General features: G+C 61.4%; 26 protein-coding genes and 1 tRNA gene. 11 read left to right on the top strand and 16 right to left on the bottom strand.

What is annotated here, in order from left to right; all coding sequences use genetic code 11:
- Window positions 1–126: 126 nt before the first annotated feature.
- Entirely contained in the window at window positions 127–822 is a 696-nt protein-coding gene (gene ctrA / locus AC56QX_RS12880) for a response regulator transcription factor CtrA (RefSeq protein ID WP_006203583.1), read from the bottom strand.
- A 451-nt stretch (window positions 823–1,273) separates the two neighbouring features.
- On the opposite strand from ctrA, the gene AC56QX_RS12875 reads away from it, so the two are divergent.
- The gene (locus AC56QX_RS12875) at window positions 1,274–1,651 is read left to right on the top strand and encodes a flagellar export protein FliJ (RefSeq protein ID WP_140705050.1); all 378 of its coding nucleotides are present in this window, start codon (window positions 1,274–1,276) and stop codon (window positions 1,649–1,651) included.
- Between the two features lie 124 nt (window positions 1,652–1,775).
- On the opposite strand, the gene AC56QX_RS12870 is transcribed toward AC56QX_RS12875, so the two are convergent.
- Entirely contained in the window at window positions 1,776–2,174 is a 399-nt protein-coding gene (locus AC56QX_RS12870) for a winged helix-turn-helix transcriptional regulator (RefSeq protein WP_497116353.1), read from the bottom strand.
- A gap of 89 nt (window positions 2,175–2,263) precedes the next feature.
- On the opposite strand from AC56QX_RS12870, the gene AC56QX_RS12865 reads away from it, so the two are divergent.
- Together AC56QX_RS12865 and AC56QX_RS12860 are read left to right on the top strand one after the other, a co-directional pair.
- Entirely contained in the window at window positions 2,264–3,190 is a 927-nt protein-coding gene (locus tag AC56QX_RS12865) for an NADP-dependent oxidoreductase (RefSeq protein WP_497116351.1), read from the top strand.
- A 292-nt stretch (window positions 3,191–3,482) separates the two neighbouring features.
- Complete coding sequence (locus AC56QX_RS12860) at window positions 3,483–3,887, top strand: hypothetical protein (protein ID WP_497116350.1); 405 nt, start codon at window positions 3,483–3,485, stop codon at window positions 3,885–3,887.
- A gap of 181 nt (window positions 3,888–4,068) precedes the next feature.
- On the opposite strand, the gene sciP is transcribed toward AC56QX_RS12860, so the two are convergent.
- Window positions 4,069–4,344: a CtrA inhibitor SciP gene (gene sciP, locus AC56QX_RS12855; RefSeq protein ID WP_013529904.1), complete on the bottom strand. Its 276-nt coding sequence runs from the start codon at window positions 4,342–4,344 to the stop codon at window positions 4,069–4,071.
- Between the two features lie 287 nt (window positions 4,345–4,631).
- On the opposite strand from sciP, the gene mnmA reads away from it, so the two are divergent.
- Window positions 4,632–5,822 (top strand): tRNA 2-thiouridine(34) synthase MnmA, encoded by a 1,191-nt coding sequence (gene mnmA / locus AC56QX_RS12850; RefSeq protein WP_497116348.1) that lies wholly within the window; start codon window positions 4,632–4,634, stop codon window positions 5,820–5,822.
- A 258-nt stretch (window positions 5,823–6,080) separates the two neighbouring features.
- Window positions 6,081–7,118: an IS110 family RNA-guided transposase gene (locus tag AC56QX_RS12845; protein WP_497116346.1), complete on the top strand. Its 1,038-nt coding sequence runs from the start codon at window positions 6,081–6,083 to the stop codon at window positions 7,116–7,118.
- A 287-nt stretch (window positions 7,119–7,405) separates the two neighbouring features.
- On the opposite strand, the gene AC56QX_RS12840 is transcribed toward AC56QX_RS12845, so the two are convergent.
- Window positions 7,406–8,365: a Gfo/Idh/MocA family protein gene (locus tag AC56QX_RS12840; protein WP_027043946.1), complete on the bottom strand. Its 960-nt coding sequence runs from the start codon at window positions 8,363–8,365 to the stop codon at window positions 7,406–7,408.
- A gap of 240 nt (window positions 8,366–8,605) precedes the next feature.
- On the opposite strand from AC56QX_RS12840, the gene AC56QX_RS12835 reads away from it, so the two are divergent.
- Window positions 8,606–8,682 (top strand) — tRNA-Met (locus tag AC56QX_RS12835).
- Here AC56QX_RS12835 and AC56QX_RS12830 read toward each other — a convergent pair.
- A complete protein-coding gene (locus tag AC56QX_RS12830) occupies window positions 8,639–9,466 on the bottom strand; it encodes a recombinase zinc ribbon domain-containing protein (RefSeq protein ID WP_497117744.1) in 828 nt (275 codons plus the stop codon). The two genes, AC56QX_RS12835 and AC56QX_RS12830, sit on opposite strands and share 44 nt — an antisense overlap.
- Before the next feature lie 461 nt (window positions 9,467–9,927).
- Here AC56QX_RS12830 and AC56QX_RS12825 point away from each other — a divergent pair, with 461 nt between their 5' ends.
- The 4 genes from AC56QX_RS12825 (at window position 9,928) to AC56QX_RS12810 (ending at window position 12,754) form a co-directional block, all read left to right on the top strand.
- Window positions 9,928–11,727, top strand: coding sequence for a winged helix-turn-helix domain-containing protein (locus AC56QX_RS12825; RefSeq protein WP_497116345.1), 1,800 nt, complete (start codon window positions 9,928–9,930; stop codon window positions 11,725–11,727).
- Window positions 11,728–11,920: 193 nt separating this feature from the next.
- The gene (locus AC56QX_RS12820; protein WP_497116343.1) at window positions 11,921–12,217 is read left to right on the top strand and encodes a nickel-binding protein; all 297 of its coding nucleotides are present in this window, start codon (window positions 11,921–11,923) and stop codon (window positions 12,215–12,217) included.
- Window positions 12,218–12,345: 128 nt separating this feature from the next.
- The gene (locus tag AC56QX_RS12815) at window positions 12,346–12,504 is read left to right on the top strand and encodes a DUF1127 domain-containing protein (protein ID WP_497116341.1); all 159 of its coding nucleotides are present in this window, start codon (window positions 12,346–12,348) and stop codon (window positions 12,502–12,504) included.
- Window positions 12,505–12,532: 28 nt separating this feature from the next.
- Window positions 12,533–12,754 carry a hypothetical protein gene (locus tag AC56QX_RS12810; RefSeq protein WP_497116340.1) on the top strand — a complete coding sequence of 74 codons (222 nt, stop codon included), beginning with the start codon at window positions 12,533–12,535 and terminating at the stop codon, window positions 12,752–12,754.
- 401 nt (window positions 12,755–13,155) lie between these two features.
- Here AC56QX_RS12810 and AC56QX_RS12805 read toward each other — a convergent pair whose 3' ends face one another.
- The 3 genes from AC56QX_RS12805 to AC56QX_RS12795 form a co-directional block, all read right to left on the bottom strand.
- On the bottom strand, window positions 13,156–13,443 hold the full coding sequence (locus AC56QX_RS12805) for a hypothetical protein (RefSeq protein ID WP_023785323.1): 288 nt from the start codon (window positions 13,441–13,443) through the stop codon (window positions 13,156–13,158).
- Between the two features lie 823 nt (window positions 13,444–14,266).
- On the bottom strand, window positions 14,267–14,473 hold the full coding sequence (locus AC56QX_RS12800) for a DUF768 domain-containing protein (protein WP_497117743.1): 207 nt from the start codon (window positions 14,471–14,473) through the stop codon (window positions 14,267–14,269).
- Window positions 14,474–14,662: 189 nt separating this feature from the next.
- On the bottom strand, window positions 14,663–15,223 hold the full coding sequence (locus AC56QX_RS12795; RefSeq protein WP_497116338.1) for a hypothetical protein: 561 nt from the start codon (window positions 15,221–15,223) through the stop codon (window positions 14,663–14,665).
- Window positions 15,224–15,548: 325 nt separating this feature from the next.
- On the opposite strand from AC56QX_RS12795, the gene AC56QX_RS12790 reads away from it, so the two are divergent.
- A complete protein-coding gene (locus tag AC56QX_RS12790) occupies window positions 15,549–15,779 on the top strand; it encodes a hypothetical protein (protein ID WP_497118078.1) in 231 nt (76 codons plus the stop codon).
- A gap of 139 nt (window positions 15,780–15,918) precedes the next feature.
- On the opposite strand, the gene AC56QX_RS12785 is transcribed toward AC56QX_RS12790, so the two are convergent.
- From AC56QX_RS12785 to AC56QX_RS12750, 8 genes are all read right to left on the bottom strand, one after another.
- A complete protein-coding gene (locus tag AC56QX_RS12785; protein WP_497116337.1) occupies window positions 15,919–16,395 on the bottom strand; it encodes a hypothetical protein in 477 nt (158 codons plus the stop codon).
- Window positions 16,389–16,820 carry a hypothetical protein gene (locus AC56QX_RS12780; RefSeq protein WP_497116335.1) on the bottom strand — a complete coding sequence of 144 codons (432 nt, stop codon included), beginning with the start codon at window positions 16,818–16,820 and terminating at the stop codon, window positions 16,389–16,391. Before AC56QX_RS12780 ends, AC56QX_RS12785 begins: the two co-directional genes overlap by 7 nt.
- Before the next feature lie 1,272 nt (window positions 16,821–18,092).
- Window positions 18,093–19,892 carry an allophanate hydrolase gene (atzF, locus tag AC56QX_RS12775; protein WP_497116334.1) on the bottom strand — a complete coding sequence of 600 codons (1,800 nt, stop codon included), beginning with the start codon at window positions 19,890–19,892 and terminating at the stop codon, window positions 18,093–18,095.
- Between the two features lies 1 nt (window position 19,893).
- Entirely contained in the window at window positions 19,894–23,433 is a 3,540-nt protein-coding gene (uca, locus tag AC56QX_RS12770) for an urea carboxylase (protein ID WP_497116332.1), read from the bottom strand.
- 3 nt (window positions 23,434–23,436) lie between these two features.
- Complete coding sequence (locus AC56QX_RS12765) at window positions 23,437–24,099, bottom strand: urea amidolyase associated protein UAAP2 (protein ID WP_497116331.1); 663 nt, start codon at window positions 24,097–24,099, stop codon at window positions 23,437–23,439.
- A 14-nt stretch (window positions 24,100–24,113) separates the two neighbouring features.
- A complete protein-coding gene (locus AC56QX_RS12760) occupies window positions 24,114–24,935 on the bottom strand; it encodes an urea amidolyase associated protein UAAP1 (RefSeq protein WP_497116330.1) in 822 nt (273 codons plus the stop codon).
- Window positions 24,922–25,755: an ABC transporter ATP-binding protein gene (locus AC56QX_RS12755; protein ID WP_497116328.1), complete on the bottom strand. Its 834-nt coding sequence runs from the start codon at window positions 25,753–25,755 to the stop codon at window positions 24,922–24,924. The genes AC56QX_RS12760 and AC56QX_RS12755 overlap by 14 nt, the downstream gene beginning before the upstream one ends.
- Window positions 25,752–26,570 carry an ABC transporter permease gene (locus AC56QX_RS12750; protein ID WP_497116327.1) on the bottom strand — a complete coding sequence of 273 codons (819 nt, stop codon included), beginning with the start codon at window positions 26,568–26,570 and terminating at the stop codon, window positions 25,752–25,754. Before AC56QX_RS12750 ends, AC56QX_RS12755 begins: the two co-directional genes overlap by 4 nt.
- Window positions 26,571–26,616 lie beyond the last annotated feature (46 nt).

Here is a 26,616-nt window from a genome sequence, read left to right as displayed (position 1 = left end):
CTGTGAAACGGTGAGATGCTCTAAAGCCTGCGGCAGCCCACCCATATTGTTGAAGCGCGACGCAAAAAACCCGGCCGGAGCCGGGTTTTTGTCGAAGATGACAATAATTCAGGCGGCGTTGGCCGCTCAGGCGCTGACGCGGATGTCCTCGGGTTCGCGCAGCACATAGCCGCGGCCCCAGACCGTCTCGATGTAATTCTGGCCACCGGACGCGGCGTCGAGCTTCTTGCGCAGCTTGCAGATGAAGACGTCGATGATCTTCAGTTCCGGCTCGTCCATGCCGCCATAGAGGTGGTTGAGGAACATTTCCTTGGTGAGCGTGGTGCCCTTGCGCAGCGAGAGCAGCTCCAGCATCTGGTATTCCTTGCCGGTGAGATGCACGCGCTGGCCGCCGACTTCAACGGTCTTGGCGTCGAGATTGACCACCAGGTCACCGGTGGTGATGACCGACTGGGCGTGACCCTTGGAGCGCCGCACGATGGCATGGATGCGCGCCACCAGCTCGTCCTTGTGGAACGGCTTGGTCATGTAGTCATCAGCGCCGAAGCCCAGGCCGCGTACCTTGTCCTCGATGCCGGCCATGCCGGAGAGGATGAGGATGGGCGTCTTTACCTTGGAGAGGCGAAGCGTTCTCAAGACCTCGTAGCCGGACATGTCGGGCAGGTTGAGATCGAGAAGGATGATGTCGTAATCGTAGAGTTTGCCCAGATCGACCCCCTCTTCGCCGAGGTCCGTCGTATAAACATTGAAACTTTCCGATTTCAGCATCAGTTCGATGCTTTGTGCGGTTGCACTGTCATCTTCTATCAGCAGAACACGCATTTAATTCCCCTTTTCTGCTGCCGGACCATCTTACGATCCGTCCGGATCCGGAGCAGTGGTTGCCTTGTGCAGAGGCTGCCATTGAATGGTTAACAAAACCTAATTTCCCGTCCACGACGGTACCAGATTTTTTAACCCCTTTCTACACCCTCTTGAATCTAATAACGAATCACAGACCCAAATTCCTAATGCAACACATTAATAACCTGGACTAAGCGACTCCAGGGACTCATCGACGCGCTTCCGAATCGGTGACCGGAATTTTTACCCGGCCTTAAGTCCTGACCCGTATGATTAACAATGCCCGTAAACGAATGGTTACCGCCGGCAAAAAACTTTAGGGTTTTGTTTCCCATAGTTCGGGGAAACCCGGTGGACACGGGCAACGCCTGGGCCTTTCCAGGTGGTTTGGACGATATGTGCGGGTGTGCGTTTCCGGGAGTACCGAATCATGAAGTCACGTGAAAACCTCGTTCGGCTGAAACAGTTTCAGGTGAATGAGAAGCGGCGGCAGCTGCTGCAGCTCGACATGATGATCGCCGAGTTCGAACGCATGGCTGTCGAACTGGAGCTTCAGATCACCGCCGAGGAAAAGAAAGCCGGCATCACCGACATCAATCATTTTGCCTATCCGACCTTCGCCAAGGCGGCACGCTTGCGCCGCGACAACCTCAGAAATTCACAAGGCGACCTCGCCCAACAGCGAAGCGCTGCCGAATCATTACTCGGCGAAGCTGAAGCGGAGCTTTCGAAGGCTGAAATGCTGGAATCGCGCGACACCAAGATTCGCGAGGCCGAAACCGGCGGACGCAGCGCCATGATCGGCTGAACCTGCCGAGACCCGCATCATCAGCGTGTCCGCGCGGGCGCGCATCTGGAGCAATTCCAGAAAAGTGCATAGCTGGCCATAGCCTCGAGCTGGCTCCGGCCGAATTGCCGCAGAGATCACCGATCTAAGCGGCCCAATCCCCTTCATTTGCGGCAATCGCCCTGGCGCGGGCATCCTTGATGTCAGGCGCGTGCTGTTCCGCCCATGCCCTGATCTGCGTGAGCAGTCCCGCCAGGTTCTGGCCGAGCTCAGTCAATTCATATTCGACGCGCGGCGGAATGACCGGGAAGATCTCGCGCCGCACGAGGCCGTCGCGCTCCAGCACACGCAATGTCTGCGTCAGCATCTTGGGCGTGATGCCTTCGAGCTTGCGGGCAAGCTCGCCATTGCGAAGGCGGCCTTTGCGCAGCGCGCAGACCACTAGGTAGACCCATTTGCTGGCCAGCATCTCCAGCACGGTGTGCGACGCACATGTCCGCCGGAAGGCGTCATAACCAAAAGGGGATTCGAAATCACTATCCATGGGGTACCTATATATCAAGAAGGTACATACTAGACAAGAGAATATTACTATCCAAATTATAGCGGCACCAACCAAGCAGGAGACATCCCATGCGTGCCGTTATCCAGAACTCCGTCGGCGGACCCGACGTCCTTGTCATTGCCAACCAGCCCGACCCCAAGGCAAAGCCCGGCGAAGTGCTGGTCCGCGTCAAGGCCGCCGGCATCAATCCGGTCGATGGCTCCGTCCGCGCCGGTAATTACAAGCTGCTCGGCGAGCCGCCCTTCATCCTCGGCTGGGATATTTCGGGAACCGTCGAGGCGCTGGGCGCCGGTGTCACCGGCCTCAAGGTCGGCGACGAGGTGTTCGGCATGCCGCGCTTCCCCAAGCAGGCGGCGGCTTACGCCGAGCTCGCCGCGGTGCCGGCCGATGAGATCGCGCTGAAGCCGAAGGCGGCGGACCACATCCAGGCAGGCGCATTGCCGCTGGCCGGCCTGACCGCCTGGCAAGGCCTTGTCCGCCATGGTGGACTGAAATCGGGCCAGCGCGTGCTGGTGCATGCGGCGGCCGGCGGCGTCGGCCATCTGGCGGTGCAGATCGCCAAGGCGCGCGGTGCTTACGTCATCGCCACCGCCAGCCCCAACAAGCTCGATTTCGTCCGCAAGCTCGGCGCCGACGAGGTCATCGACTACACCCAAGGCGATTTTACCAGCCGGATCAGCGACATCGATCTGGTGCTGGAGCCAATGGGCGGGGAGCATGCCGAACGCTCGCTGACGGTCATCAGGAACGGCGGCGTGCTGGTGTCCTTGCTGAACCTCAACGACACCACCAGGGCGCTGGCCAGCGCGCGCGACATCCGGGTCGAGCGCATGTCCGTCGTGCCGGACAGAGAGGGCCTTTTGGAACTTGGCCGGTTGATCGACGCGAACAAGCTCACCGTTCATGTGGCGAAAAGCTTCCCGCTCGAGCAGGCAGGCGCCGCCCACGCCTTTCTCGCCACCAGGCCGATCGGCAAGGTGGCGCTGACAGCCTGAGCGTCAGAAAGACTCGCTCCGAAAAATACAAGGCGCGCGGATCGCCGCGCCCTCGCCGCCCTTGTTTCAGGCGCGCGGGCGCGGACGAAACCTGCCGCGGTGCGATCGTCTCGCCTCGGCCCGGCCACAAGGCGCGATCAATGATGTTGAAGAAGCGGATGGGCTCTCCCAATGTTATATAGGAAGAACCAATTCGAACGGACCTCTTATCGATCCTTAAGCTTTTTCACTCCATGCTCCCAAAGTGGGTGCTGAGGAATACTTGGACATCTAAGTCTTTTGGGGAAAACCCGTGAAGTATTCTGAGAACACGAAGGAAAAACGCAGATGGGTTCGAAGGGACGTCAATTTCCTTGTTCGCCTCATCTTCCCGTCCCACGGCCTGCGGGAGGTACAGAGCGCCAATTTCCGCATGCTGGACCTGTCTGAAGGCGGAGCGGCGCTGTATGTCGGCGGCTTTTCAGGCAGTCCGGATTATTTTTACCTGCAATTTGGTGACGAAAAATCCGAACTCGTGAGCTGCTATCTGGTTCAAAGGACACAGCACACGCTGAGTTGCCGATTCAGCAATCCCCTCCCAACCGAGCAGATCGATGCGATCATCGCCCAAAAAGAGATGGACCTGACCATCGAAAGTCTTTTTTCGGAGACGAGGGAGGATTTGGTCAACGACTTTCTTGGCTCGTTTGTGAGCTAGAGTCCGGTCATGCCGACCAGGAAGCGGCCTTAACCTCGCCCCGTGGGACTCCGAAGGAGGGCGCGCACGGGTCGGCGCGCGAGCTCGCGTGGTGGGCGATCAAGCAGCGTGCCCGCTCGCGAAAAAAGGACGGCTTGCGCCGCCCCTTGACTCACGATCGCCGTTCCGGAAGCAAACTTTGCTAGTGCCGGTATTGCTGGATGCGCGTGGTGCGCAGCCCGGCAAGGCCATATTCGTCGATCGACGCCTGCCAGGACAGGAATTCCTCGGTGGTCAGCTTGTAGCGCTGGCATGCCTCGTCGAGGCTCAAAAGCCCGCCGCGCACCGCCGCAACGACTTCCGCCTTGCGCCGGATAACCCAGCGACGCGTGTTCGTCGGCGGCAGATCGGCAATCGTAAGAGGGCTGCCGTCAGGCCCAATAACATACTTGACTCTAGGTCTAACCAGATCGGTCATCGTACTCTCTACAAAAAACTCAAAGACCCAATCGCCGCCACGTTACCGCCACAGCTTTAAAAATTGCCTAAGCAGACCCTAATGACTAGGTAAGGATCGTGAACGGCGCGTTAGGGTTTTCGCAGGCATTTGAAATATCCGCCTGGAAGCCTTGGTTTGCCTGGGAAAAATCCCGATGACCGCGGATCGACCGCAATCTGTGAATTGCCCTGCAAGCTGGCGTCGCCGGAAAGCTTGACCTATATTCTCGACATTGGCATTCAGATGCCGCGCAGAATGAAAGCATCATGAACAGTCTCGACCTTCCCGGACGTCCCGAAAACACCCGCATTGTCGTCGCCATGTCGGGCGGCGTGGATTCGTCCGTCGTCGCCGGCCTGTTGAAGCGCGAGGGCTATGATGTCGTCGGCGTCACCTTGCAGCTCTACGATCACGGCGCGGCGACGCACCGGGCCGGCTCATGCTGCGCCGGACAGGACATCGACGACGCCCGCCGCGTTTCCGAGACGCTCGGCATCCCGCATTACGTGCTCGACTATGAGGAGCGCTTCCGCAAGGCGGTCATCGACCCCTTCGCCGAGAGCTATGTCGCCGGCGAGACCCCCATCCCTTGCGTCTCCTGCAACCAGACGGTCAAGTTCGCCGATCTCCTGGCCACCGCCAAGGAGCTTGGCGCCGATGCGCTCGCCACCGGCCACTATATCCGCTCCGGCGCCAATGGCGCCCACCGCGCGCTCTACCGGCCGGTCGATGCCGACCGCGACCAAAGCTATTTCCTGTTCGCCACCACGCAGGCGCAGATCGACTATCTGCGTTTTCCCCTGGGCGGCCTGTCGAAGCCGCAGGTTCGCGCCATTGCCGAGGAGATGGGGCTGACGGTGGCCGCCAAGCAGGACAGCCAGGACATCTGCTTCGTGCCGCAAGGCAAATATTCCGACATCATCGCCAAGCTGAAGCCGACCGCCGCCAATCCGGGCGACATTGTCCACATCGACGGCCGCGTGCTCGGCCGCCATGAGGGCATCTTGCGCTACACGATCGGCCAGCGCCGCGGCATCGGTATTGCCTCGGGCGAACCGCTTTATGTTGTCCATCTCGACGCCGAACGGGCCCGCGTCGTGGTTGGCCCGCGCGAGGCGCTGGAGACGCACAAGATCTTTCTGCGCAACATGAACTGGTTGGGTGACGGTGCCCTGGCTGATGTTCCGGCCGGCGGTCTCGAACTGTTCGCCAAGGTCCGCTCGACCCGGCCGCCACGTCCGGCGGTGCTGCGCCATGCGGCAGGCGTGACGTCGGTCGAACTGGCCGACGGCGAGTCCGGCATCGCGCCCGGACAGGCCTGCGTGCTCTATTCCGACGATGGCAACGAGGCCCGCATCTTCGGCGGCGGCTTCATCGAGCGCTCAGAGCGCGGCGCCGAGGCCGAGGCCATGCTGACGAAGCTTGCGGCAAGGCCGGCACAGGTTCCGGCCGAATAAGCGCTAGCCTCTCAGAGACCGTTTCGAAATTCGCTCTGGCGAGTCATATGGTGGTGGTTTCGAGAACCGTAGCGCACCGGACATTCGGTCCGTGAGCAACGGAAGCGCAGAAAACGCCATCAGATGGCCGCCGGAGTAGAATTTCCAAACAGATGGGGTGATTGGGGTCTCGGCCGAGCCAGATGATGGCGGCTGCTCCTGTCGAAATGTGAAAACGTGGTCGATGTGAGTCGCCACAAACATTTGGAAGGAGCAGCCATGAAGTACTTTGCCGGACTGGACGTGTCTTTGGAAGAGACCTCTATTTGCATTGTCGACGAGACTGGCCGGATCGTGAAGGAGGCGAGAGCGTTGAGCGATCCGCAGGCGTTGTGTGAAGCGCTGAAGGGGACCGGCTTGCCGCTTGAGCGGATCGGCCTGGAAGCGTGCTCGCTGACGGCCTGGCTTCACGATGGATTGCACGCCGAAGGCTTGCCGGCGATCTGCATCGAGACGCGGCAGGCCAATGCGGCGATGAAGACCATGCCCAACAAGACCGATCGCAATGACGCCCGCGCGCTGGCGCAGATCATGCGCACCGGCTGGTATCAGCAGGTGCACGTCAAGAGCCGGCAGTGCCGGCTTTGGCGCTCGCTGCTGGTTGCCCGCCGCACGGTGCTGAACGAGATGCGTTCGATCGAGAACGTGGTGCGGGCGATGCTGCGCGAGGCCGGCGTCAAACTGGGCTTGCCGTCGCGCAGCGCTTTTGCCGGCCGCGTGCGGGAACTGGCCGGCGCCGACGCCCAGATGATGGCGATGGTCGAGCCGCTGCTTGCGATCCTCGCCGTCATGCTGGGAGAGTTCGCCCGCCTGACCAAGCAGGTTCTCGATATCGTGCGCAAGGAGGAAGTCTGCCGGCGGCTGATGAGCGCGCCGGGCGTCGGGCCGATCACCGCGCTTGCCTTCCGCGCCACGATCGACCGGCCGGAGCGGTTCGGCTCGTCGCGGGCGGTAGGGGCGCATCTGGGGCTGACGCCGGCGCGCTACCAGTCCGGCGAGACCGACATCCAGGGAAGGGTCAGCCGCTGCGGCGATGAACTCGCCCGCACCGCCCTCTACGAGGCAGCGCATTCGCTGCTCGTGCGATCGAAGAAGTGGTCGAGCCTCAGGGCCTGGGGCATGACCATCGCCGGGCGCCGGGGCATGGCGCGGGCGCGGGTGGCGGTGGCCCGCAAGCTGGCGGTCATCCTGCATCGCATGTGGGCCGAGGCAACCGAATTCCGCTTTGGAAAGGAGCCTGCCGCGGTGGCGGCGTGAACCGAGGCCAATCAAAGGAACACGCAACACGAACAAAGCCTTCGCCCGAAAGGGCGATGCCCGGATCGTTCCGTGGGGACGATGGGCGAGGCGATCTCGTTGAGAGTCCCGAACCTGCCGGCCAAAACTCGGCAAAGTCGTGAAACAGATTGAGACGCCTCGCTCTCCTGACCCCATCATGCGGCGGCCAGAGCGCCGACCGCGAAGAGAAGCGAGTGACCCACGGAACGGTCCAGAAAAAAGTGCAGGAGCATCTTGACCTCAACGACCCCAATCAGAGAGGTCTCTCAAGACTTGGTGTGGGTGACCGTTCCTGCCGTCAGGATGCGCAGCACCCTGATCGCTTCCTCGCCGCTGGTGCGCGGTTCGGCGCGTGTCTCGATGCACTGGATGAAATGCTCCAGCTCGCGCGTCAGCGGCATGCCTTGCGCGACCGCGACATAAGACGGCTCGTTGGTGGTGAACGCCCATTGGCCGCTGTCCTGCCAGACCGCATGGCGGTAGACGGCAAGCTTGCGCTCCCACGGCTCGACATCGTCGAACACCGCCATCGCCTTGGTGCCGACCACGGTCAGCCGCCGTTCGCGATAGGGATTGAGCCGCGAGGTGAAAAGATGGCTGCGCAGGCCGTTGGGAAAGCGCATGTGCAGATGCGCGAAATCGCTGAGATTGTCGAGCAGCGCCGCGCCCTCGCCGCGCACCTCGATCGGCTCGGTGCCGGTGATGGCCAGGATCATCGACAGATCGTGCGGCGCCAGATCCCACAGCGCATCGTTCTCGGTATGGAACTTGCCAAGGCCAAGCCGGTGCGAGTGGATGTAGCGGACTTCGCCGAGTTCGCCCTTGTCGATCAGTCCCTTCAGTGTCTCGAAGGCGGGATGGAAACGCAGGACGTGGCCAACCATGAAGACGCGGCCATTGTCCTTGGCCGCCTGCACCGCGCGCTCAGCATCCGGCACGGTCAGCGCGATCGGCTTTTCAACCAGCACGTCCTTGCCGTTTTCAGCGGCGCGTACGGCAAGATCGGCATGGAACTGCGGCGGCAAGGCCATGACGATGGCGTCGATATCGTCACGGACGAACAGCTGGTCGGGCTCGATTGCCAGGCAATCCTGTTCGCTGGCAAAGCCTTCGGCACGCGCCCGGTTGGCGTCGGAAACCGCGTGCAGCGCGCCGAGCGCCTTGAGGGTGCGGATGTGGTTGCTGCCCCAGTATCCGCAACCGAGGACTGCAATGCGCGGCTTCATCTGTTTCAAACTCTAATAACTCGTGGCCGAGACATAGCGACGTGCCCCTTCGAACTCAACCCCGGCGGTTGCAACCAAATGTCCACGCGGCAAAGCTTTTTCGGCAATGAGAATATGCGGTGATATAGAATGCTTCGAAGCTTGACAGGCTCGCCCTCCCAACCTTATATCCGCGCGACCTTGGCGAACGCCTCGAAATGCCTTTCGATTTAAGGCGGATTTCGGGCTTTTCGCCGCCTTGGCGGGGTAGCTCAGTTGGTTAGAGCACGGGAATCATAATCCTGGGGTCGGGGGTTCAAGTCCCTCTCCCGCTACCACTTCCAACCCACTATCGTACGTTACGGCAGCGTTGAAGCAGCTGCCTAGTCCGGTGGGCTTTTCAGTATACCGTGCATTGGGAAATGCGGCCCCGCCTACAAGGGCGGCAAGCTGGCCCTTGACCTCGATTTCGAAGCCCTCACGTGCCCGCTTGGGGTGCACGGTGACACTATGAACAAGTCCTCGAAGGTTTTGGATCAGCGGGCCACGGTCGTCAGCAGCAGTTGCGTGGTCGGCCAACGCCTTTGAAAGGCCGTCGACGGTTTCGATGTAACGCTGCAAGGTCGCAGGGTGGAGAGCTACGGGTGACGGCGGCGCATCGGGACCGGAGAGCTGTGCCTCTACCTCGGAAAGCTGCGTCTTGAGTGCTGCAATATGCTGCTTGGCATCCTCTTCAGCAATGACGCTCCTGATCACAGGATCGATCGTGCGCTGCCGTTCGCCTTCTATCCGATCGCGCTTGCCTTGCAGCGCTGTGCGCATCGCATTCGCCTGTGCGGACAATTCTCGGCGCTCTTGGTTGTATCTGCGGATGTATGCCTCGATGAGGTCGGGGGCTTTCAGTTGGTCGCGCATGCCATCAAGGACCGCCTTTTCGATCTCGGGCAGATAGATGCGCCGATTGGAGCAGCTCCCGCTTTCTCGAACTGCCGAGCACCGAATACGCGTCTTGCCTGTCTTATCACGATCGTGAACCGACAGACCTGAACCGCAAACGCCGCTGCGGAGCAGACCGGACAACAGGTGAGCTGGCCGACGCTTGACATGAGAGGTTGCGTTCACCCTCACTGCTTTGCGAGCCTGCGTTGAAAGCTCTCTCACAATCGGAGCTTGCCCGTAGGGCCGGTGTTTCTGTTCCGACGGTAAAACGATGTGAGAGCGAAAGTGAGCGCGCCGCCGTCGTTTCCGATGAAACCCAGGACAAAATTCGTGCCGTTCTTGAGGCCGAGGGTGTTGAATTTACGAATGGCAATCATCCGGGCGTGAGGTTGCGGCGACCGTGATCGACTACGAAGGAAATAACGTCTGGTGAGCTGGCGTCGAGTTGGTGCGAGACGCGTGGCGGCCAATCAGACCAGTTGCTAAATGGCCGCAACGGGGCCGGGAGCGGACTGTCCAGTTTTCGGTGGGCTATGGCTAAAGTGGCGTTGGCTACTGACCCAGCTTAAGCCTTGCCACCTTTCGGCCCAGGCCTCTCCCATAGTCAAAACTGATAAGGTAGATTGTTGCATTGGAAAGGGTCGATGCAACACGCATTCGGACAATTTGAACTTGATGAAGCTGCCCGCAAGCTGTCGCTAAGCGGCGTTGGGCAGAAAATCCAGCCGCTTGTCTTTGATTTGCTGGTGTACTTGGTGCGCAACGCCGGCAGGGTCGTACCCAAGGACGAGTTGATGGACGCTCTCTGGCCGGATGTCATCGTGACTGAAGCATCGCTTCAGCGCGTGGTCAGCCTCGCCCGCAAGGCGCTTGCGGCAGGCGGCCTGCAGGACGCGATACACAGCTACGTTCGCCACGGCTATCGCTTCGCCATCGACGATCCGGGACTGGGCTACGTGCGGCCTGCCTCTCTGCAAGGGGACGACACGCTTGCCAAGGCGCGCAAGCTGGCAGCCTTGCGCGATTGGAGCGCGGCTGCAAGACTCTTTGCGAATTTGGCGGACGATGAAGGTCTCTCTCCTGCTGACGTCGATCTCTGGGCGCTGGTCGTCGAATGTGGCGGGCGGCCAACCGAGGCGATCCCCGTGCTGAACCGCGCGGTGGCAGCTCATGTCGAGGCTGGCGACTTCGCCCGCGCCGCCAGATCCGCTATCACACTCGCAAAGATCCAGGCCGAGCGCGGATCAGGTGCCGTAGCCGAGGGATGGCTGGAACGTGCAGCGTCGCTTCTTTCCCAGTCAAAAGACGATAGCACGCAGGCATATCTGCTGTGGATGAGGTCACGCCTGGCATCTTCCGGCGGCCGGCCTGAGGAAGCGCTGAGACTGGCATCAGCCGCTCACGCGATAGCTGAGAATTGCGACGATCCCGGCCTGCGGGCTCTGACTTTGACGTATAAGGGATTTTTCAATCTCGCCCTCGGCAAGATCGCGGAGGGCAGCGAGCAGCAGAATCATGCGGCGGCGATCGCCTTGTCGAGCCAGGTTGACCCGATCACCGGTAGCCTTGTTTATTGCAATATCCTTTGGAGCTGCAGGACATATGCCGATTGGCCTCGTGCCCGCCAGTGGAGCGAAGGCTTTGAAAGTTGGTGCACCGTAAGTTTTGCGCAGACCTCGGGTGCGTGTGACCTTCATCGCGCTGAAGTGGTCGCGGCGCAGCAGGTATTGCCGGAAGCCCTGACTTGCATAAACGAAGCGCTGCCCAAGCTTTCCTTAGAGGAATCCTGGTCGCTCGGCGAAGGCTTCCGTGTCCGCGGCGATATCTTCGCCATGATCGGCGACCTTAAATCAGCGCGCGCCGACTACGATCAGGCTTATGCGCTGGGCTGGGATGCGGAGCCGGGCAATGCTGTGCTTCTATTCGAAACCGGCGATCTGGACGGGGCGCTTGCCGCAATCGACCGGGCTCTGCAGGGGACGTCGTGGTTCCATCTGCAGCGACGCGGAAACCTGTTGGTGAACGCGGCCTGCATTGCAGCACGCGGCGGGCGCTCTGACCAAGCGTCAATCTATCTCAAAGAAATCGATGCGCAGCCAGAACGCTGGCGGCAACCGGCAACGCAGGCATTGATAGCCGAAACCAAGGCAGCACTTTGCGAGCCAGGCGACCCAAACGGAAATCGGCTTCTGCTATTGGCCCGGCAGCTCTGGACCAGTGCAGGCGTCGATTATCACGCGGCAAGGGTTCGGCTGCAGCTCGCCAGTGCCCTGTTGCGTTCGGGCGACATCAGCGGTGCGAAAGTGGAGATTACCGCAGCCGAGAGATCGGCCCGCCATTTGGGATCACGGCGCCTGGAAAAGGAAGCCGCAACGCTTCGCCATGATTTTTCGCGCGAAAGCCAGCCGGTTGGCGATCGTTCCATGCAAGAACTCACCCGCTGATCCAATCCGCCCTCCTTTTTAGGACGAGCCGCCGATCGAGCTTATCGGCGGTGCTGGCGAAAGATCAGCCAGAGATCAGGTCCCGATAAGGATGATCAGTCCTCCCTGAAGGTAATCTTTCCCCAGCCAAGCAGACACGCCTGGCAATAAGCAGCGCCGCGAAGGGTTGGCGCGAAATCGAAAGGGAAAGATCATGAACCTGTTTGTTATCCGCCGCCCCAGCGCTTGGGCATCACTGCAGGAACTCGAAGCCGCCGGCGCCAAATCGGCAAAGGTCGCCAAGGAACAGATGTCGGGTACGGTCAGCTGGATCCGCAGCTATGTCGTGCACGAACCCGATGGCCGCATCGGCACCTTCTGCATCTACGAAGCCAAAGACGGCGAGGCCATCCGCGATCACGCCAAGCGCGTTGGCATGCCCGGTGAGGAATTTTACCCGGTCGCCGACACGGTCATCATTCGCAATGATCCGATAACAGCGGCCGCCTGAGGCCGCCAGTCGCTGCCTCGCCTGATCAAAGCGGGGCAGCGTCATCCAATCAGCAAACAATGAACAGACGGCGCTTGGACGGCATGCCCCATTCCGGTGCCGCGATTCCGCACGAATGGAGAAAACCAATGTTTCACTACCTGAAGCGCGTTTCGATCGGTCTGAGAGCACGCAGGGCCGAGAAGGCTTTGCACGAACTGCCTGACCACATCCTGAAGGACATAGGCATTCGCCGCGGTGCGATCGCACATGCTGTTCGGGAACACTTCAAGGACCGTCTCGTCTGAGTGCCCAGACCAATTGGAAACCAGGGAAATGGAACTTTTGATAAACGTGGCGAACGTCATGTATGTGATCGCCTACTTCACGCTGGACATCTTGCGGCTGAGGATTCTCACCACAGCGGCTGCAATCTGCCTCGCCGTGTATTTTTATGGCCAGCCGGCGCCACTCATGAACGTCGTCGGCTGGAACGTTTTCTTTGTGATTCTGAATCTGGTCCAGATCGGCCGCATTGTGAAGTCTCGCCGTAGATGAAGCCAGGCTTGCCGACACACTGAATGCCGGGTCTCATGCCGCTTCAGCCGGCGCTAAGTGCTAAAGGCCGGCTGCCACGAGATCAAAAAAAGCACCGTGATCATCCCTGCCGATACCGCGCTACTCGATGCCGGAATCGGCTTGAGTCGCGGATGCTGTCAAGTAGGTGTCAGCTTTAAGTAAGGGCAAGATAATACACGGCGACCGACATCAGGCGCGTTGTGGCCCGGCAGCTCTGGGGCCGGAAGCGGAACGTCGGCTTTCGGGATGACGGGGATAGAAAGCCGACCGTAGCATCCTGGTAGCGCCGACCGCTTTGCGCCAGAAGCGGGGCGCTCGCCACGGCGAAAACGACCCCTACAGGCGATCGACGCGACGGGCGCTAAGGGCCATACCTGACTCTATGTTCCCTTCACGATTCTCGGTTTAGCCGGTCGGCGGGATTGCGTCTCGCTCTCAAGGGCCAAGGCCAACCGCTTCTCGTCTTCGATGGCGCGATCGACTGCCTCAATTTCCTCTTGGAGCGCCTTTAATTCGGCTCCGTAGCTGGCGCCATCGCTGTCCCCGATCTGAAAGCCACTGGCCCGCATTGCGTCGCGAGTATGGTGCACGTTGCGGACTCCTTCGCGTCGAGTCGCGACCAGGATTTCCCTGAACTCTCCAAGACGTTCAACGTGATTACGAGTCATTGCGTTCTCCTATTTCGTCGTCATCGTCGCCGACGGCGATTCAAAACGGCTAAACTTACGGCGCAGACGGTTTAAGTGATTACAGGGGTACCCTCGACAAAGCATGAGTGCGGAAGCTCAAATTTGAACGTTTTGCAATAACGTGGAGCGCGGCAGGCGGACATTGGCTTGGGAGGTCGGACCGATCACCGACCAGGTGCTAGACCCTTCGGCCGAGCGCGTCGGCTGCTCGCCGCGCTTGCTGATCCGTCCAGCAAACGATTCTGGATCGCGAGGGTCCGTTTCTGAGCGCACAGCGACGTTGGTCTCAATGCTCGATAAGAGGCGCATTGCCGTCCGGCAGCTTTGGGGCCGAAACCGGTCAGGCCGCTCCCAGTCGAATGGATCGTGAAGCAGACGCTCGGTTCAAATGAGAGATGATGCTTGGAACCTCCGCCCGCTCCTGTGCCGACGCGCGCGGCGCCCGTCCGCGCGAAACGAATTTCGGCACATCGGCTCGCTCGGCGGCATCGCCGCGAGCACCGCTGCGTTGCTCGCTGGCGTCTAGCGCTCGAGCGCCAGGTCCCGAGGCAGGCTCGTCGAGAAAGGCCCCCGCCTTTTTACTAGCTCTCGACGAGCCGTGCGCCGCTTACCCCCGTACGGCAAACGCTGTCGCAGTCTGCCTTGATCGTCAAGCGACTGTTCAGTTCGTGCGTTCGTTAGCTCAATCAGGTTGCGCTAATGTCACATTCGGTGGACGCGTACGCGTGCGCGGCTTGTGCTCCACCTTTTGCTGCTTCCTGAAACGTGACACCACCCAGATGTAAGCCGAAGCTCGCCGCTGCTATTCGGGCAGGCCAGGGTCGTAATGCACAATCGCGTCGAGGATGGTTCGATAGAGGCTGTCGACCTCTTCATCGATCTCGCCGCGCTTGATGCCGTGCACCTTGGCGTCCGCGATCAGCTTCTGCGTGAGTTCGTCAACAGAGATGACATCGGCCTTCGTCGTCTCAGGGACGTTGTTGGCCAGCCACTGGTCCAGGAAGTTGATTCCGCGTGTGCCAGTCGCTTAGGTTCCGGCGTCCCGCTTCGCAGGTAATCCGATCATCCCCCTTCCAATTTTGATCTCAGTGCGAACGGAGGAGGCCAGCGGGTCGCCTTGTTGAGCCTTCGAGAAAGCGAGACCTCCCCCCGCCAGCGCGTTTCCGCTCCGCTGTTCCCCGGCTCGCTGCGGGCCGCATCAATCGGGCAAGTAGCCGCCGATGCATATCTTGAGTGGTGGGGAACGCTTCCGGGCTCTTAGAGCGCAAGACTTAGCGATGGCGGCCCTGGCGTCGTTCAGTCGCAACTGCGCTGTGGTGAGCTGGTTCTCAAGCTCCGGCATTCGAACGACGGTATCCTCAATGAAGCGCATCGCAGGGGCGCAAGCCAGATACTCGCCTCGCAAATGGTCCGCTGCATCGTGCTCAGCACTGGCAAGCATTCCAGGGCTAAATCTGTCCTGCGATTTAGCCGCTTCCTCAATGCCGACGCCCACAACTTTGGTGTATGATTTTGCAGGGAAGCAATATCGGTCGATCGCTTCCGCATAAGCCCATGCTCGGATGAACGGCATCTCGATCCATTGTTCCTTGATGCCCTCGACAGCCCCCTCAAGTGTCCAGTTCTCGCGAGTAATGAATACAGGCGTAGTCGTATTGTGGACGGGCTCTGCAGTGTTTTCGAAAGCCCTCGCCGCGTCAGCGGTGAACCCAATGGTCAATACGTAGACAGCAATCGTCCGTTTCAACCGGATGTCCATGGGGCGCTCTTTATCGACCAATCGGTGCAAAAGAATGGCCGGAGATCGTCATAGGCGCTACCAGCCTCACCAGCGGGCTTCCCACCGGCTGCTGTCCGTCAACCGTTGAAGCCTCTCCCGCGCTCTGGCGCCTCGCTGTGGCAGTAAGCGCTCATTCGAATCGGCCAGTGTCGAGTTCATCGCCGAGAATGGCGGCGGCGCCGGAGTGAGGCCGGCGGAAGTCGATTAATCCGAATCACGCGCCTGGTACGTCTTAAGGCTGAGTCGGAAGCCAGTATTGGAAATGCTAACGTAATAACCCATTGAGGTTGTAGGAGTTATCGCCATGGCAGCCAGAAAAATTAAGGCTTCGGAAAATACGCTCAAGAGCCTTGCGTCAGAAACTCAGGCGCGCCGAGATTTCCTCAAGAAGGCGGGGCGTTTCGCGGCGGTGACGCCGCCTGCCGTAACCCTCCTGCTCGGTACAAGCTTGAACTCCAGGGCGATTGCTAAATCTTGCGGTTCGCACGGCCATGTGCGTCCTGCTCATCCTGCTGGTCCCCCGGGGAAAAAGTAGCCCACGTCTCCACCGACGTGTCGCAGGCCCGTTTGAGTAGAAGCGACAAAGGAAAGCCCGGTTTTGCATACGCGCCGGGCTTTTCTCCTATTTGGGCATCTGCGAGCCTCGCCGGCGCGCGCTCCCCTTGTTCGCTCTCCTACACCGCCCGCCGAAAGGGCCAGCCCCGCGCCTCCTGGCGCGTCCCTGTGGCCAGCCGCATGCATTGCAAAGCCATGCTGCGGGAAAGCCCTTCTTGCTTCTCCACCCATGGCCCGAAATGGCCGTGCGGCAATGCCGCCTTGTTGTGCAGAAGCCAGCGGCCGATCGCCATCTTCTGGTCGAGCGACAGGTGGCCGCGCGGGATCACCCGAGTCTCGGCCGGCGCCGGATCTGCCAGCGGCACGACATCGCTTGGCGACATCAACATCAGATAAGCGCGGTGCGCCTCGGCCTGGAGGTTGTCAGGCAGCTTCAGGAATTGCCGGACGGTCATGCCAAGCCCCAAGGCCAGCACGGCGTTATGCCGCTCCTCTCCACGAAGCCGCCGGAGCCGGTGGCCCTGCCATTGATTGGGCAAGCGATAGACGCCAACGCCATCGATCTCGACCTCGGTGATTGGGGTTCGGGCTAGCATTCGGCTCGCCCCGCGATTGCAGGCCCGGTGAGGAGCGCGAGCAGCGCGCCGGCCATGATGTCGGCCGTGTTGCCCGGAAGCGTCTTGGCGGTCTGCCTGAGGCGGCGAAGGTCTATTTGATCCAAAGCGAGGAAGAGATCCGCGCCAGTTTCGACGAGACTGGAGAGCAGCACCGCGGAAACCGCCTGCAGGGTGGCCGCACGCAACTCACGTCCGTTGTCGCCGGTCGAGTTGGTGAATTTGAGCACCATCGCCAGGTGCGCCTCGCCATGCCGGCGCCCGATCGCACGCACCGTCGGCTTGCAATAGCAGTGCCCCGGCTTGCGGCCGCTCGATCGATTGTCGGCACTGTCGTGAAGCTTGACGCCGCACATGCGGGCAATGGCGTGAATATCGCAGGGGTGAGAGCCCGTCCGTGCCAGCATGCCGCGCCGCCATGAACGTAGCGGATATTGCATAAGTAAAGACTTATATGCAAGCCACTTAGCCGGCACCGATCAGGTAGACCAAGGCGCTGAGAACCGCGGCGACTGACGCTCCAGCTATGAGCATGAGGCGGCGCTGCCGTTTGCGCCGATTGACGGGCTTCTTCGTGTCCGCAGCAGCGTAGGCGCTGTAATTGCGCTTTCCGTCCTCTCCGAACCGATCGCTGTTCGGATAAGCCTTCTTCGGCTTAGGTCGCGGTCGGAGTATTTTCATCGCCCGAACTCAGTGATGGCGTCATCTCGCGGCTATGCAGACGCCCAAGTGGACAACGATGCCACTCTCTGATGCCTCCCGTGCCCATGCCGCGCTCGAACAGGGGGGATCAAGGGGCGTATCCTACTGGTCCCTTAAAGCTGCCGATACCGACGCCGCGATCCCGCAGGTCAGCTTTAGCGCGCGAAATCGTTCATTTTGATGCCTGAGCGTCATGCTGAACGGTGGTGGCGCTTCGATTGCCACAAATCGCCGCGTCGTCCTAAGCAAATCCGAAGCTGTTATTTTGTCGGCCGCCGTCGCGGCCATTGCAGCCGGCAGTTCGTGCTTCGAGAACGGCCGGTTTCGGGGACATCAAGACGCATGTCGAATGGCCGCCATGAGGCGCATTCCGGTCAGGCAGCCTTGGGCCGATTGCAGTCGGTCCGGTTTCGAGATGATTTGAAGCACTAAGCTGCCGTTCCGATAGCGACCGCTTATGGACGAGCCCACCTCGGCACTGACAGAGCGCCCTCGCTGAATCCCGGCCGGGACGATAGGGATGGCTTTGTCTACGCCCTCATAGAGACAGGCCCAGCGAAGGTGGCTGAAGCGATCGCCCGAAAAGGCAATCTCGTCGAAATGCGCATCGAACGATAGCAAGAGGCCGACCTGGAGTAACTTGCCCAGCTATTGCGTAGGTTCGATGGGCGGGCCTGAAGAACAGCTGGCATGTATGAGGTTGGAAGGCGCGCAACCGGAGTAACCTATCCAGGCGTCAATCTGGCCGCCTCAAGAATCTGTGCCCTATGGCAAGAGGCCTCTGGGCGGCAGGAACGACGTCGCGATCGTCTCACTCCTTTTTATGGCCGCCGAAACAGCCCGGGCGGTTGACTGCCCGGCGCGACGCGGGCTCCGGTTGTCTCGTTGGTGACGCACGCGCGTTCATTCCGTCGTAGATCAGGCGCAGGATCATCCGTACGAGCTTCATTGGTTTGTCCCCTCTAGATCGCTATCCGTCATCTCCCCGCGCTCAGATACGCCCTCCATCCGCCGAGATCGGTGATCTCGCGGGCCTCGGCAACAGCATGAGCCTCGCACAGGAACCCTGAAACGCAGGTGCCGTCATCGAGCTCCACTTTTCCAATTCCGAGAGGGCCGGGAATTTTCTGCACGAACCGACCGAAGGCATCGGCGGGCAGCGCCCAAACCTCCACCTCGAGCCCTTGCGCCTTGTATCCAGGCTCGCGGATGAGGCCGGGCTTCGGCGGCGTGGTGTTGGGCAAGACGTAAAGGCGGTAATCGCCGGCCGTGCGGCAGGCCTTCACCAGCCGGCCGCCGGGACCGGTGAGTTCGTGGTTGAGCGGCATGCCACTCAGATGCGCGCCGACCACCGCAATCTCGATCAAGCCTTCACCGGGAACAACAACACGGCTTGCCCCCGGAAGGATGGCATTGCGGTCGATACCCATACCGGAGACGGCAGCACGGTGCAGCGCGTCGGCGAAGGGCGCAAGCGCGTCGTCGGCAAACGCATGAGAAACCAGCATCACGCCGCCCGGCAAACCGCTGTCGCTAAAACCCGCTGGAACAGCGATTGCCGCACAATCCAACAGATTGGCAAAATTGGTGTAGCGGCCGAGCCGTCCGTTGAGGACAACAGGATTGGCAAGCATGTCGGCGACCTTGTAGGTCGTCGGCGCGGTCGGCAGCAGCAGGATGTCGGCCTTTTGCCATTCCGCCTCGGTCTTGCGGCGTAGCTCCTCCAGCCTATAGCGGCCGTTAAAGGCCTCCACCGCCGTCTTGCCCTTGGCACCTTCGATGATGGCGCGCACCGTCGGATCGAAATCGTCGGCATTGGTGGCAAGGAAACCTTCTACAGCGGCAAGGCGCTCGGCGACCCAGGGACCGTCGTAGAGAAGGGCCGCTGCCTCGCGGAAGGGTGCATAGTCGAAAGCCACGATGGTTGCACCTAGGATCTTCGCCCTCTCAATCGCCTGATCGTAGAGCTGCTCGACACCTGCATCGCCGAAGAATTCCCGTTCAAGGCCCGCAAGAACGCCGACACGCAGACCGGACACGGGTAATGAAGCCGGCTTCGCTTCTCGCGAAAAGGCATCGGCTGCATCAAAGCCTTCCGCGACCTTGCGGATGGCGACGCCGTCACCAACCGTTGCCGCGAAGATCGTGACGCAATCGACGCTTCTGCATGCCGGAACGACGCCGGTATTCGGCAGCAGCCCAGGCGTCGGTTTGATGCCGACGAGATTGTTGAAGGCGGCGGGAACACGGCCGGAACCTGCGGTGTCGGTACCCAAAGCGAAGGTAGCGAGACCGGCGGCAACCGTGACCGCCGACCCCGAACTCGATCCGCCGGAGATATACTCGGCATCGAAGACCGAGCGCGGCGCGCCGTGCGGCGAGCGCGTGCCGTTAAGCCCCGTTGCGAACTGGTCGAGATTGGTCTTGCCGATGACGATGGCGCCGGCCGCCTTCAACCGGGCAACGACCGTGGCATCTCGCTGCGGACTATAAGCGTAGGCCGGACAGCCCGCGGTGGTCGGCAGGCCGGCAACGTCGATGTTGTCCTTGACGGCGAAGGGGATACCCCAGAGCGGCAGGCTGTTCGGTTCCGGGACGTTCGCCATCAGCGCACGGGCAGCGGCCCGCAGATCGTCGTCCGGCGTGGGCGCGATGAAGATCGCCGGATCTTTGGAGGCGGCCCGTCGGGCGATCACCGCTTCGATGACATCGAGCGGCGTCATGCCGGCGGCGTATGCGGCTCGAAGGCTTGGGAGATCGAGAATGGTCGGCAGCATGTCAGCATTCCTCCAGGACGACGATGATGTCGCCTGCCTTGACGTTTCGGCCAGGCCCGGCGCGCAGGTCGCGAACGCGGCCGGCGGCGTGGGCGGTGACGTTGATTTCCATTTTCATCGACTCGATGATGGCAAGCGTATCGCCGGCAGCAACCGTTGAGCCCGGCTCGACCAGAAGTTTCCAGATGTTGCCGGGCACCACACTCGCGACACCGAAGCAGCCGGCCGGAATATCGCCATCGAGACTTTCGCCCGCCCCCTCGTGGCTGACGAAGCTGTCGTGCCCGTCGTCCTTCCAGCGCTGGCGCTCGGCATCGAAAGCAGCTTGCTGGACGCCTTTGAAAGCAGTGATGGACTGGGCGTTGGCCTTGAGTTCCCGTTCATAGGCCGCATAGGAGAATTCCGTCTCCTCGATGCGAACCGGATAGCCGCCATGCGGAAAGGCGGCGCGTGCTTCCGTCAGCTCCTGATGGGAGACGGGGAAGAAGCGGATCTGGTCGAAGAAATTCAGCAGCCAGGGTTTGCCCTTGGTGAAAACCGGCGTCTGCCGCCAGGTGTTCCAGACCTGGATCGTCCGGCCGAAAAGCTGATAGCCGCCCGGCCCATCCATGCCGTAGATGCACATATAGGCGCCGCCGATGCCGACGGCGTTTTCCGGCGTCCAGGTTCGAGCCGGGTTGTATTTGGTCGTGACGAGGCGGTGGCGCGGGTCCATCGGCGTGGCGACAGGTGCGCCGAGATAGACATCGCCGAGGCCGAGCACGAGGTAGTTGGCGTCGAAGATGATGTCTTTTACCGCCTGTTCGTCGGTGAGCCCATTGATGCGGCGGATGAACTCGATGTTCGAAGGGCACCAGGGCGCGTTCGGCCGTACCAGTTCCTGGTACTTGCGCATCGCAAGTTCGGCATCCGGATCGTTCCAGGAGAGCGGCAGATGCACGATGCGGCTCGGCACCTTGACTGCCTGCGCCGCCGGCAGCGATGCCTCGATATCCGCCAGCAGCCCGAGCAGGCGCTTTCGTGTGAGTGTGGTTCCGTCATAGTGGATCTGCAACGAGCGGATGCCCGGCGTGAGATCGATGATCCCGGGCAAACGCGCCTCCGTGACCGCCTGCATCAGCAGATATACACGCAGCCGCAGCGCGATATCGAGCATCATCGGGCCGTATTCGACCAGCAGATTGTCGTCGCCCTGCCGGCGATAGACGACGGAAACGGGGCCATCTTCGCGCCGACCGACGATCGGAGATCCCTTGTCGCCCGTGACGCGGTGGATCGCCGGCACCGCAAGCGCATCCCCTGGCCTCGACACCGGATGAAACCGGATGCGATCGCCCGGTTTGAACTGGCCCATCTTCCATTGCTCGTCGCGCGCGATCACTGCCGGACAGACGAAACCGCCAAGGCTTGGACCGTCAGGCCCAAGGATGATCGGCATATCGCCGGTAAAGTCGATCGCGCCGATCGCATAGGCATTGTCGTGCAGGTTGGAGGGATGAAGCCCCGCCTCGCCACCGTCGCTGCGCGCCCATTTGGGGGCCGGCCCGACGAGACGGACGCCGGTACGGGCGCTGTTGAAATGCACCTCATAGGCTGTCGAAAACAGGGTGTTGATGTCACCTTCCGTGAAGAAGTCTGGCGCGCCATGCGGACCATAGAGAACACCGACATCCCAGGCTCGCGTCAGTGCTGCCGGTTCGTCCGGCGCCGCCACCAGCCCCACCGGTGTTTGCCGGGCAAGATGCAGTACATGTCCCGTCTTCAGCGCGCCGGTGGCATTGCCGCCGAATTGCCCGAGGCCGAAGGTGGCGCGGGATCCAAGCACGAGCGGTGCGGCGAACCCGCCCTTAACCGCGAGATAGGCACGCTGGCCGGCACCGTCGATGCCGGCGATCGACAGCACTTGCCCGGCCCGGATCGTCACTGCCTTATCGTGCGGCAGCAGCTCGCCATCGCAACACATCGCCATGCGCGCGCCGGCAAGGGCGACGACCGTATCGGCGAAGAAACGCAGGGTCGGGCCGGAAACCGTCAACTCGAGTGCTGCAAGCGTGTCGGCATTGCCGACAAGCCGGTTGGCATGACGAAACGAGCGCTCGTCCATCGGTCCACTCGGCGGCACGCCGACATGCCAGAGGCCCAGACGACCTGGCAATTCCTGGATACTCGATTGCGCGCCAGGCGCCAGCACCTCGATGACTTGAGGCACGAAGGCGAAATCGCGCAATGCCGTCGTTGCCACCTTGCCGCTGGCCAGTAATTCGGATGCCGCGATATCGCGCAGGTAACCGAGATTGGTCTCGATACCGGCAATCGATGTGTCGGCAAGCGCAGCCTTCAGCTTCTCGATCGCGGTCGGCCGGTCGTCGGCCGCAACGATGATTTTCGCCAGCATCGGATCGTAGAACGGCGTCACCTCCGTTCCGGTCTCGATCCAGCTGTCGATACGGGCGCTTTGCGGGAAGGCAACCTCCGTCAGCAGCCCGGCGCTCGGCCGGAAATCCGCATGCGGCATTTCCGCATAGACGCGAACCTCGATCGCGGCGCCCTTCGGCACAAGGCTCCCGGCACCGGACAAGACATCTTCGCCGGCGGCCTGGCGGATCATCCATTCGACGAGATCGATGCCGAATACGGCTTCGGTGACGGGATGCTCCACCTGCAGGCGGGTATTGACCTCGAGGAAATAGAATTCCTCGCGATCGGGGTCGTAGATGAACTCGACGGTGCCTGCCGATTCATAGGAAACCGACGTACCAAGATCGGTCGCCGCCTTGTGCAGTCTGGCGCGCGTTTCGGACGACAGTCCAGGCGCCGGTGTTTCCTCGACAACCTTCTGGTTTCGCCGCTGCAGCGAGCAGTCGCGTTCACCAAGGGCAATCACCCGGCCTTTGCCATCGCCGAAGATCTGCACCTCGACATGACGGGCATCGGCCACGAAGCGCTCGATATAGACGCGCGCATCGCCGAAGCTCGCGCGCGCCGTGCGCTGCACGCTCTCGAACGAGGCCTGCAGGCTTGATGGATCGGCGCAGAGCTGCATGCCGATGCCGCCGCCGCCGGCGGTGCTTTTCAGCATCACGGGATAGCCGATCGCTTCGGCTTCCGTCAGCGCCTGTTCGGCGCTCCGCAGCAGGCCGGTGCCCGGCAGCAACGGCACGCCGCTCGTGCTTGCAAGCTCGCGCGCTGTGTGTTTCAGCCCAAAGGCCGAGAGATGTTCGGGCCGCGGACCGATGAAGGCGATGCCTTCGGCTGCAAGCCTTTCGGCAAAGCCGATATTCTCCGACAAAAAACCGTAGCCGGGATGGACTGCTTGCGCACCCGTCGCCTTGCAGGCGGCGATGACGGCATCGATATCGAGATAGCTTTCGTTTGCCGGCGCGGGGCCAAGGCGAACGGCTTCGTCGGCAAGAAGCGTCGCCATGGCGAAACGGTCGGCATCGGAATAGACCGCGACCGAGGCGATGCCCATTGTCTTCAAGGTCCGGATGACCCGGACCGCGATTTCGCCTCTGTTGGCGATCAGAACCTTGGCGAACATCGCTCAGGCCCCGACAGCCGGAGCGGCATCCCAGATCAACACGCGGATCGGCGTCGGATCGAAGCCGTTGCAGGGATTGTTGACCTGCGGACAGTTGGAGATCACGCACAGCACATCCATCTCGGCGACCAACTCGACATAATCGCCGGGCGAAGAGATGCCGTCGACGATGGTCATTTCGCCATTCGGCTTGATCGGCACATTCATGAAGAAATTGATGTTCGGGACGATGTCGCGCTTGCTCATGCCGTGCCTGGCCACCTCAAGCAGGAAGTTGTCGCGGCAGGCATGCAAATATTTCGTGCCATGGCCGAAGCGCACGGTATTGCTCTCGCAGGAACAGGCGCCGGCGGAGGTGTCGTGACGGCCGCAGCTGTCGGCCGACATGACAAGCATGACATTGCCTTCGTTCGATATGACTCTGGTGCCAACGCCGACATAGGCCCCGCCCTGTGCCCGCATCGTGTCCTGATTGGAGTAGCGTTCGGCAAAATCATCGGCGCGATAAAACAGCGTGTCGATCGCCTGCTGGCCGTAGGTGTCCTCGATGCGGATCGTCTGGCCTTTGCGCACGATACCCGACCATGGGGCTTCCGCCGGAATGAAGTGATCCTGGACGGCATTGTCGATGCCGCGCGAGGCAGCGGTCTGGATGAAATTGCTCATCATTCATCCTCCCCTCAGGCCAGCATCAAGGCGTTGTTTTCGAAACCGCGCACGGCCTCGGCGGTCGCGGTGCGAGCGAGATCGTCGGCGGCAGGTACCGCTGCGCGGAAGCGGGTGATGGTGATCGGTTTGGGCTGATAGGTCGGATCGGGGTCGAGCGGATGCGGGCAATTGGAAAGGCCGACGATCATGTCCATCTCGGCGCGCAGCTCGGCGTAGTCGCCGCTGTTGGAGAGCTTGCCGCGCCATTGGAATGCGCCGGCGTCGTCTATACGCACCGGCGCGAACAGATTGAGGATGGCCGGTATATCCCGTCGGGTCAGACCAAGCTTGCCGGCTAGCAGGATCAGGTTGTCACGGGTATTGCGCGCGACTGTGCCCGGATATTTGACCGCGTTGGTCGCGGCCGTCGAGCCGCCCATCAGGCAGTCATGAGCACCTGAGCTGTCCTCGATGAGCGAGAACATCACGCGCCCCATGTCGGAAAAGATCACCCGTCCCTTGCCGAGCGCGGTGGTCCACTGCACCTTGACGGTATCGACAAGGTTCAATCGCTCGCTGGTATCGTTGGCGTTCCAGGCGACAAGCGCGACGGTCGATTGACCTTCGCCCTGATCGATGCGGATCGCTTCGCCACGCTTCAGCAGTGTCGACCAGTACCAACCGCCGGGGATCTCTTCCGCATGGATGACGGTGGCGGGATCGATCGGAGGCGCGGGCATGACGCTCGGTGCGGGCAATGCCTTCGGTGCGAATTCAAGCCCTTTCTTCTGATGCTCTTCGTAGCGCTGCCGATTGACGGCGATTTCCTGAGGCGAACGTCTAGTGTGCTTCATGGCCTTCTCCTGACAATGCCAGGTCGTCCCGGCGATGCCCCAGGAAAGCGACCGGGCCGTCCCGGTCGGGGCTGAAGATCGAAGGCACGCCCGCTTCCCGCGGCGGCCAGATCGAAATGTCATTGGTGATCGTCGCGCCGTAGCGTCGCTTTTCCTCGGGGCGATCGCGTCGCCGCTCAAAGGCAACGATGCGGCTGGCAAGCGTGAAGGCCTCGCGCATGTCGTGCGTGACCATGACGACGGTCATTTGCGTTTCATGCCACAGCCGTTTCATCAGCGTGTGGATCTCGGCACGGATGCCGGGATCAAGCGCACCGAACGGTTCATCGAGCAGCAAGACCTTCGGCTTCATGATCAGCGCCTGGGCGAGCGCCAGGCGCTGCTGCATGCCGCCCGAAAGCTGCGCAGGGTATTTCTGTTCGGTGCCCGAAAGACCGACTTCGGTTATGAGGTCCCGGGCCTCTTCAACGGCATTGCGCCGCGCCGCGCCGAAGAGCTTCGCCTTGTGGGGTGAGTTGGAAAATTCCTTTCCAAGCAGGACATTGCCCAGCACCGTCAGATGCGGAAACACGGAATAACGCTGAAAGACGATCCCTCGATCCGGTCCCGGTTCCGTAGGCATGGGTTGGCCGTCGATCAGGATAGTGCCCTTGGTCGGGTGTTCCTGACCGAGCAGCATGCGCAGGAACGTCGACTTGCCGCAGCCCGACGGCCCGACAAGAGCGACAAAGGCACGGGACGTGACTGTCAGCGACACGTCCTCGAGGACGATCTGGTCGTCATACTCCTTCCAGACGTCCTGGATGACGAGTTGGCTCATCCCTGCTTCTCCAACTCCGACCACGGGAAGACGGCAATGCGGATGCGGTCGAGGCCGTAATTGGCGACAACGGCGAGTAAGGTGATCCAGACGACATAGGGAAAGATGACGTCCATCGACAGGTAGCGGCGGACCAGGAAGATGCGGTAGCCAAGTCCGGAATCGGACGATATCGCCTCGGCGGCGATGAGAAACAGCCAGGCGGGACCGATCTGCAGCCTCAGGCACGTGATAAGCCGCGGCAGGATTTGCGGCAGCAGGACGCGGAGCGCGATCTGCCATGACGATCCGCCAAGCGTCTCGGCCTTGATGACCTGCTCGCGCGGCACTTCCAGCACCCGCAGAGCAAGGTCGCGGATCATCGTTGGTGCTATGCCGATGACGATGAGCGCAATCTTGGAGGTCTCACCCAATCCCATGACGATGAAGAGGATCGGAAGCAGCGCCAGGGGTGGAACCATCGAGATGACGGCGACAAAGGGGGAAAGCAAAGCCCGCAAATAGGGCAGCATACCGATGGCCATGCCGATCAGAAGCGCGATGACGGTCGAGAGGCCGAGGCCGGCGAACAGGCGAATGAGGCTCGCCCGCGTATCCGACCAGAGCAGATAGTCACCCGTGCGTTGATCGGCGACGAAGGCCATGCGATCGATTGCATCGGCAAAACCCGCGAGGCCTGGCAGAAGTTTGTCATTGGCGTTTTCCGCCAGGCGAGCGGCCGATCCGAAGGCGTAAGCGACGGCGAGCAGCAGAAAGGGCAGCAGCATCAAGGCAAGCTGCGTGCCCCTGCCCGGTCTCGTGTTGATCCAGCGCATGAACAAAGCTCCGCTGATGAGGGGATGAGGCGGCGCCGTTCATCGC

This window comes from Mesorhizobium sp. RCAM 06353, from assembly GCF_059683585.1.
Note: the sequence above shows the minus strand (reverse complement) of the source record. Positions and strands in the feature narration are given on the sequence as shown.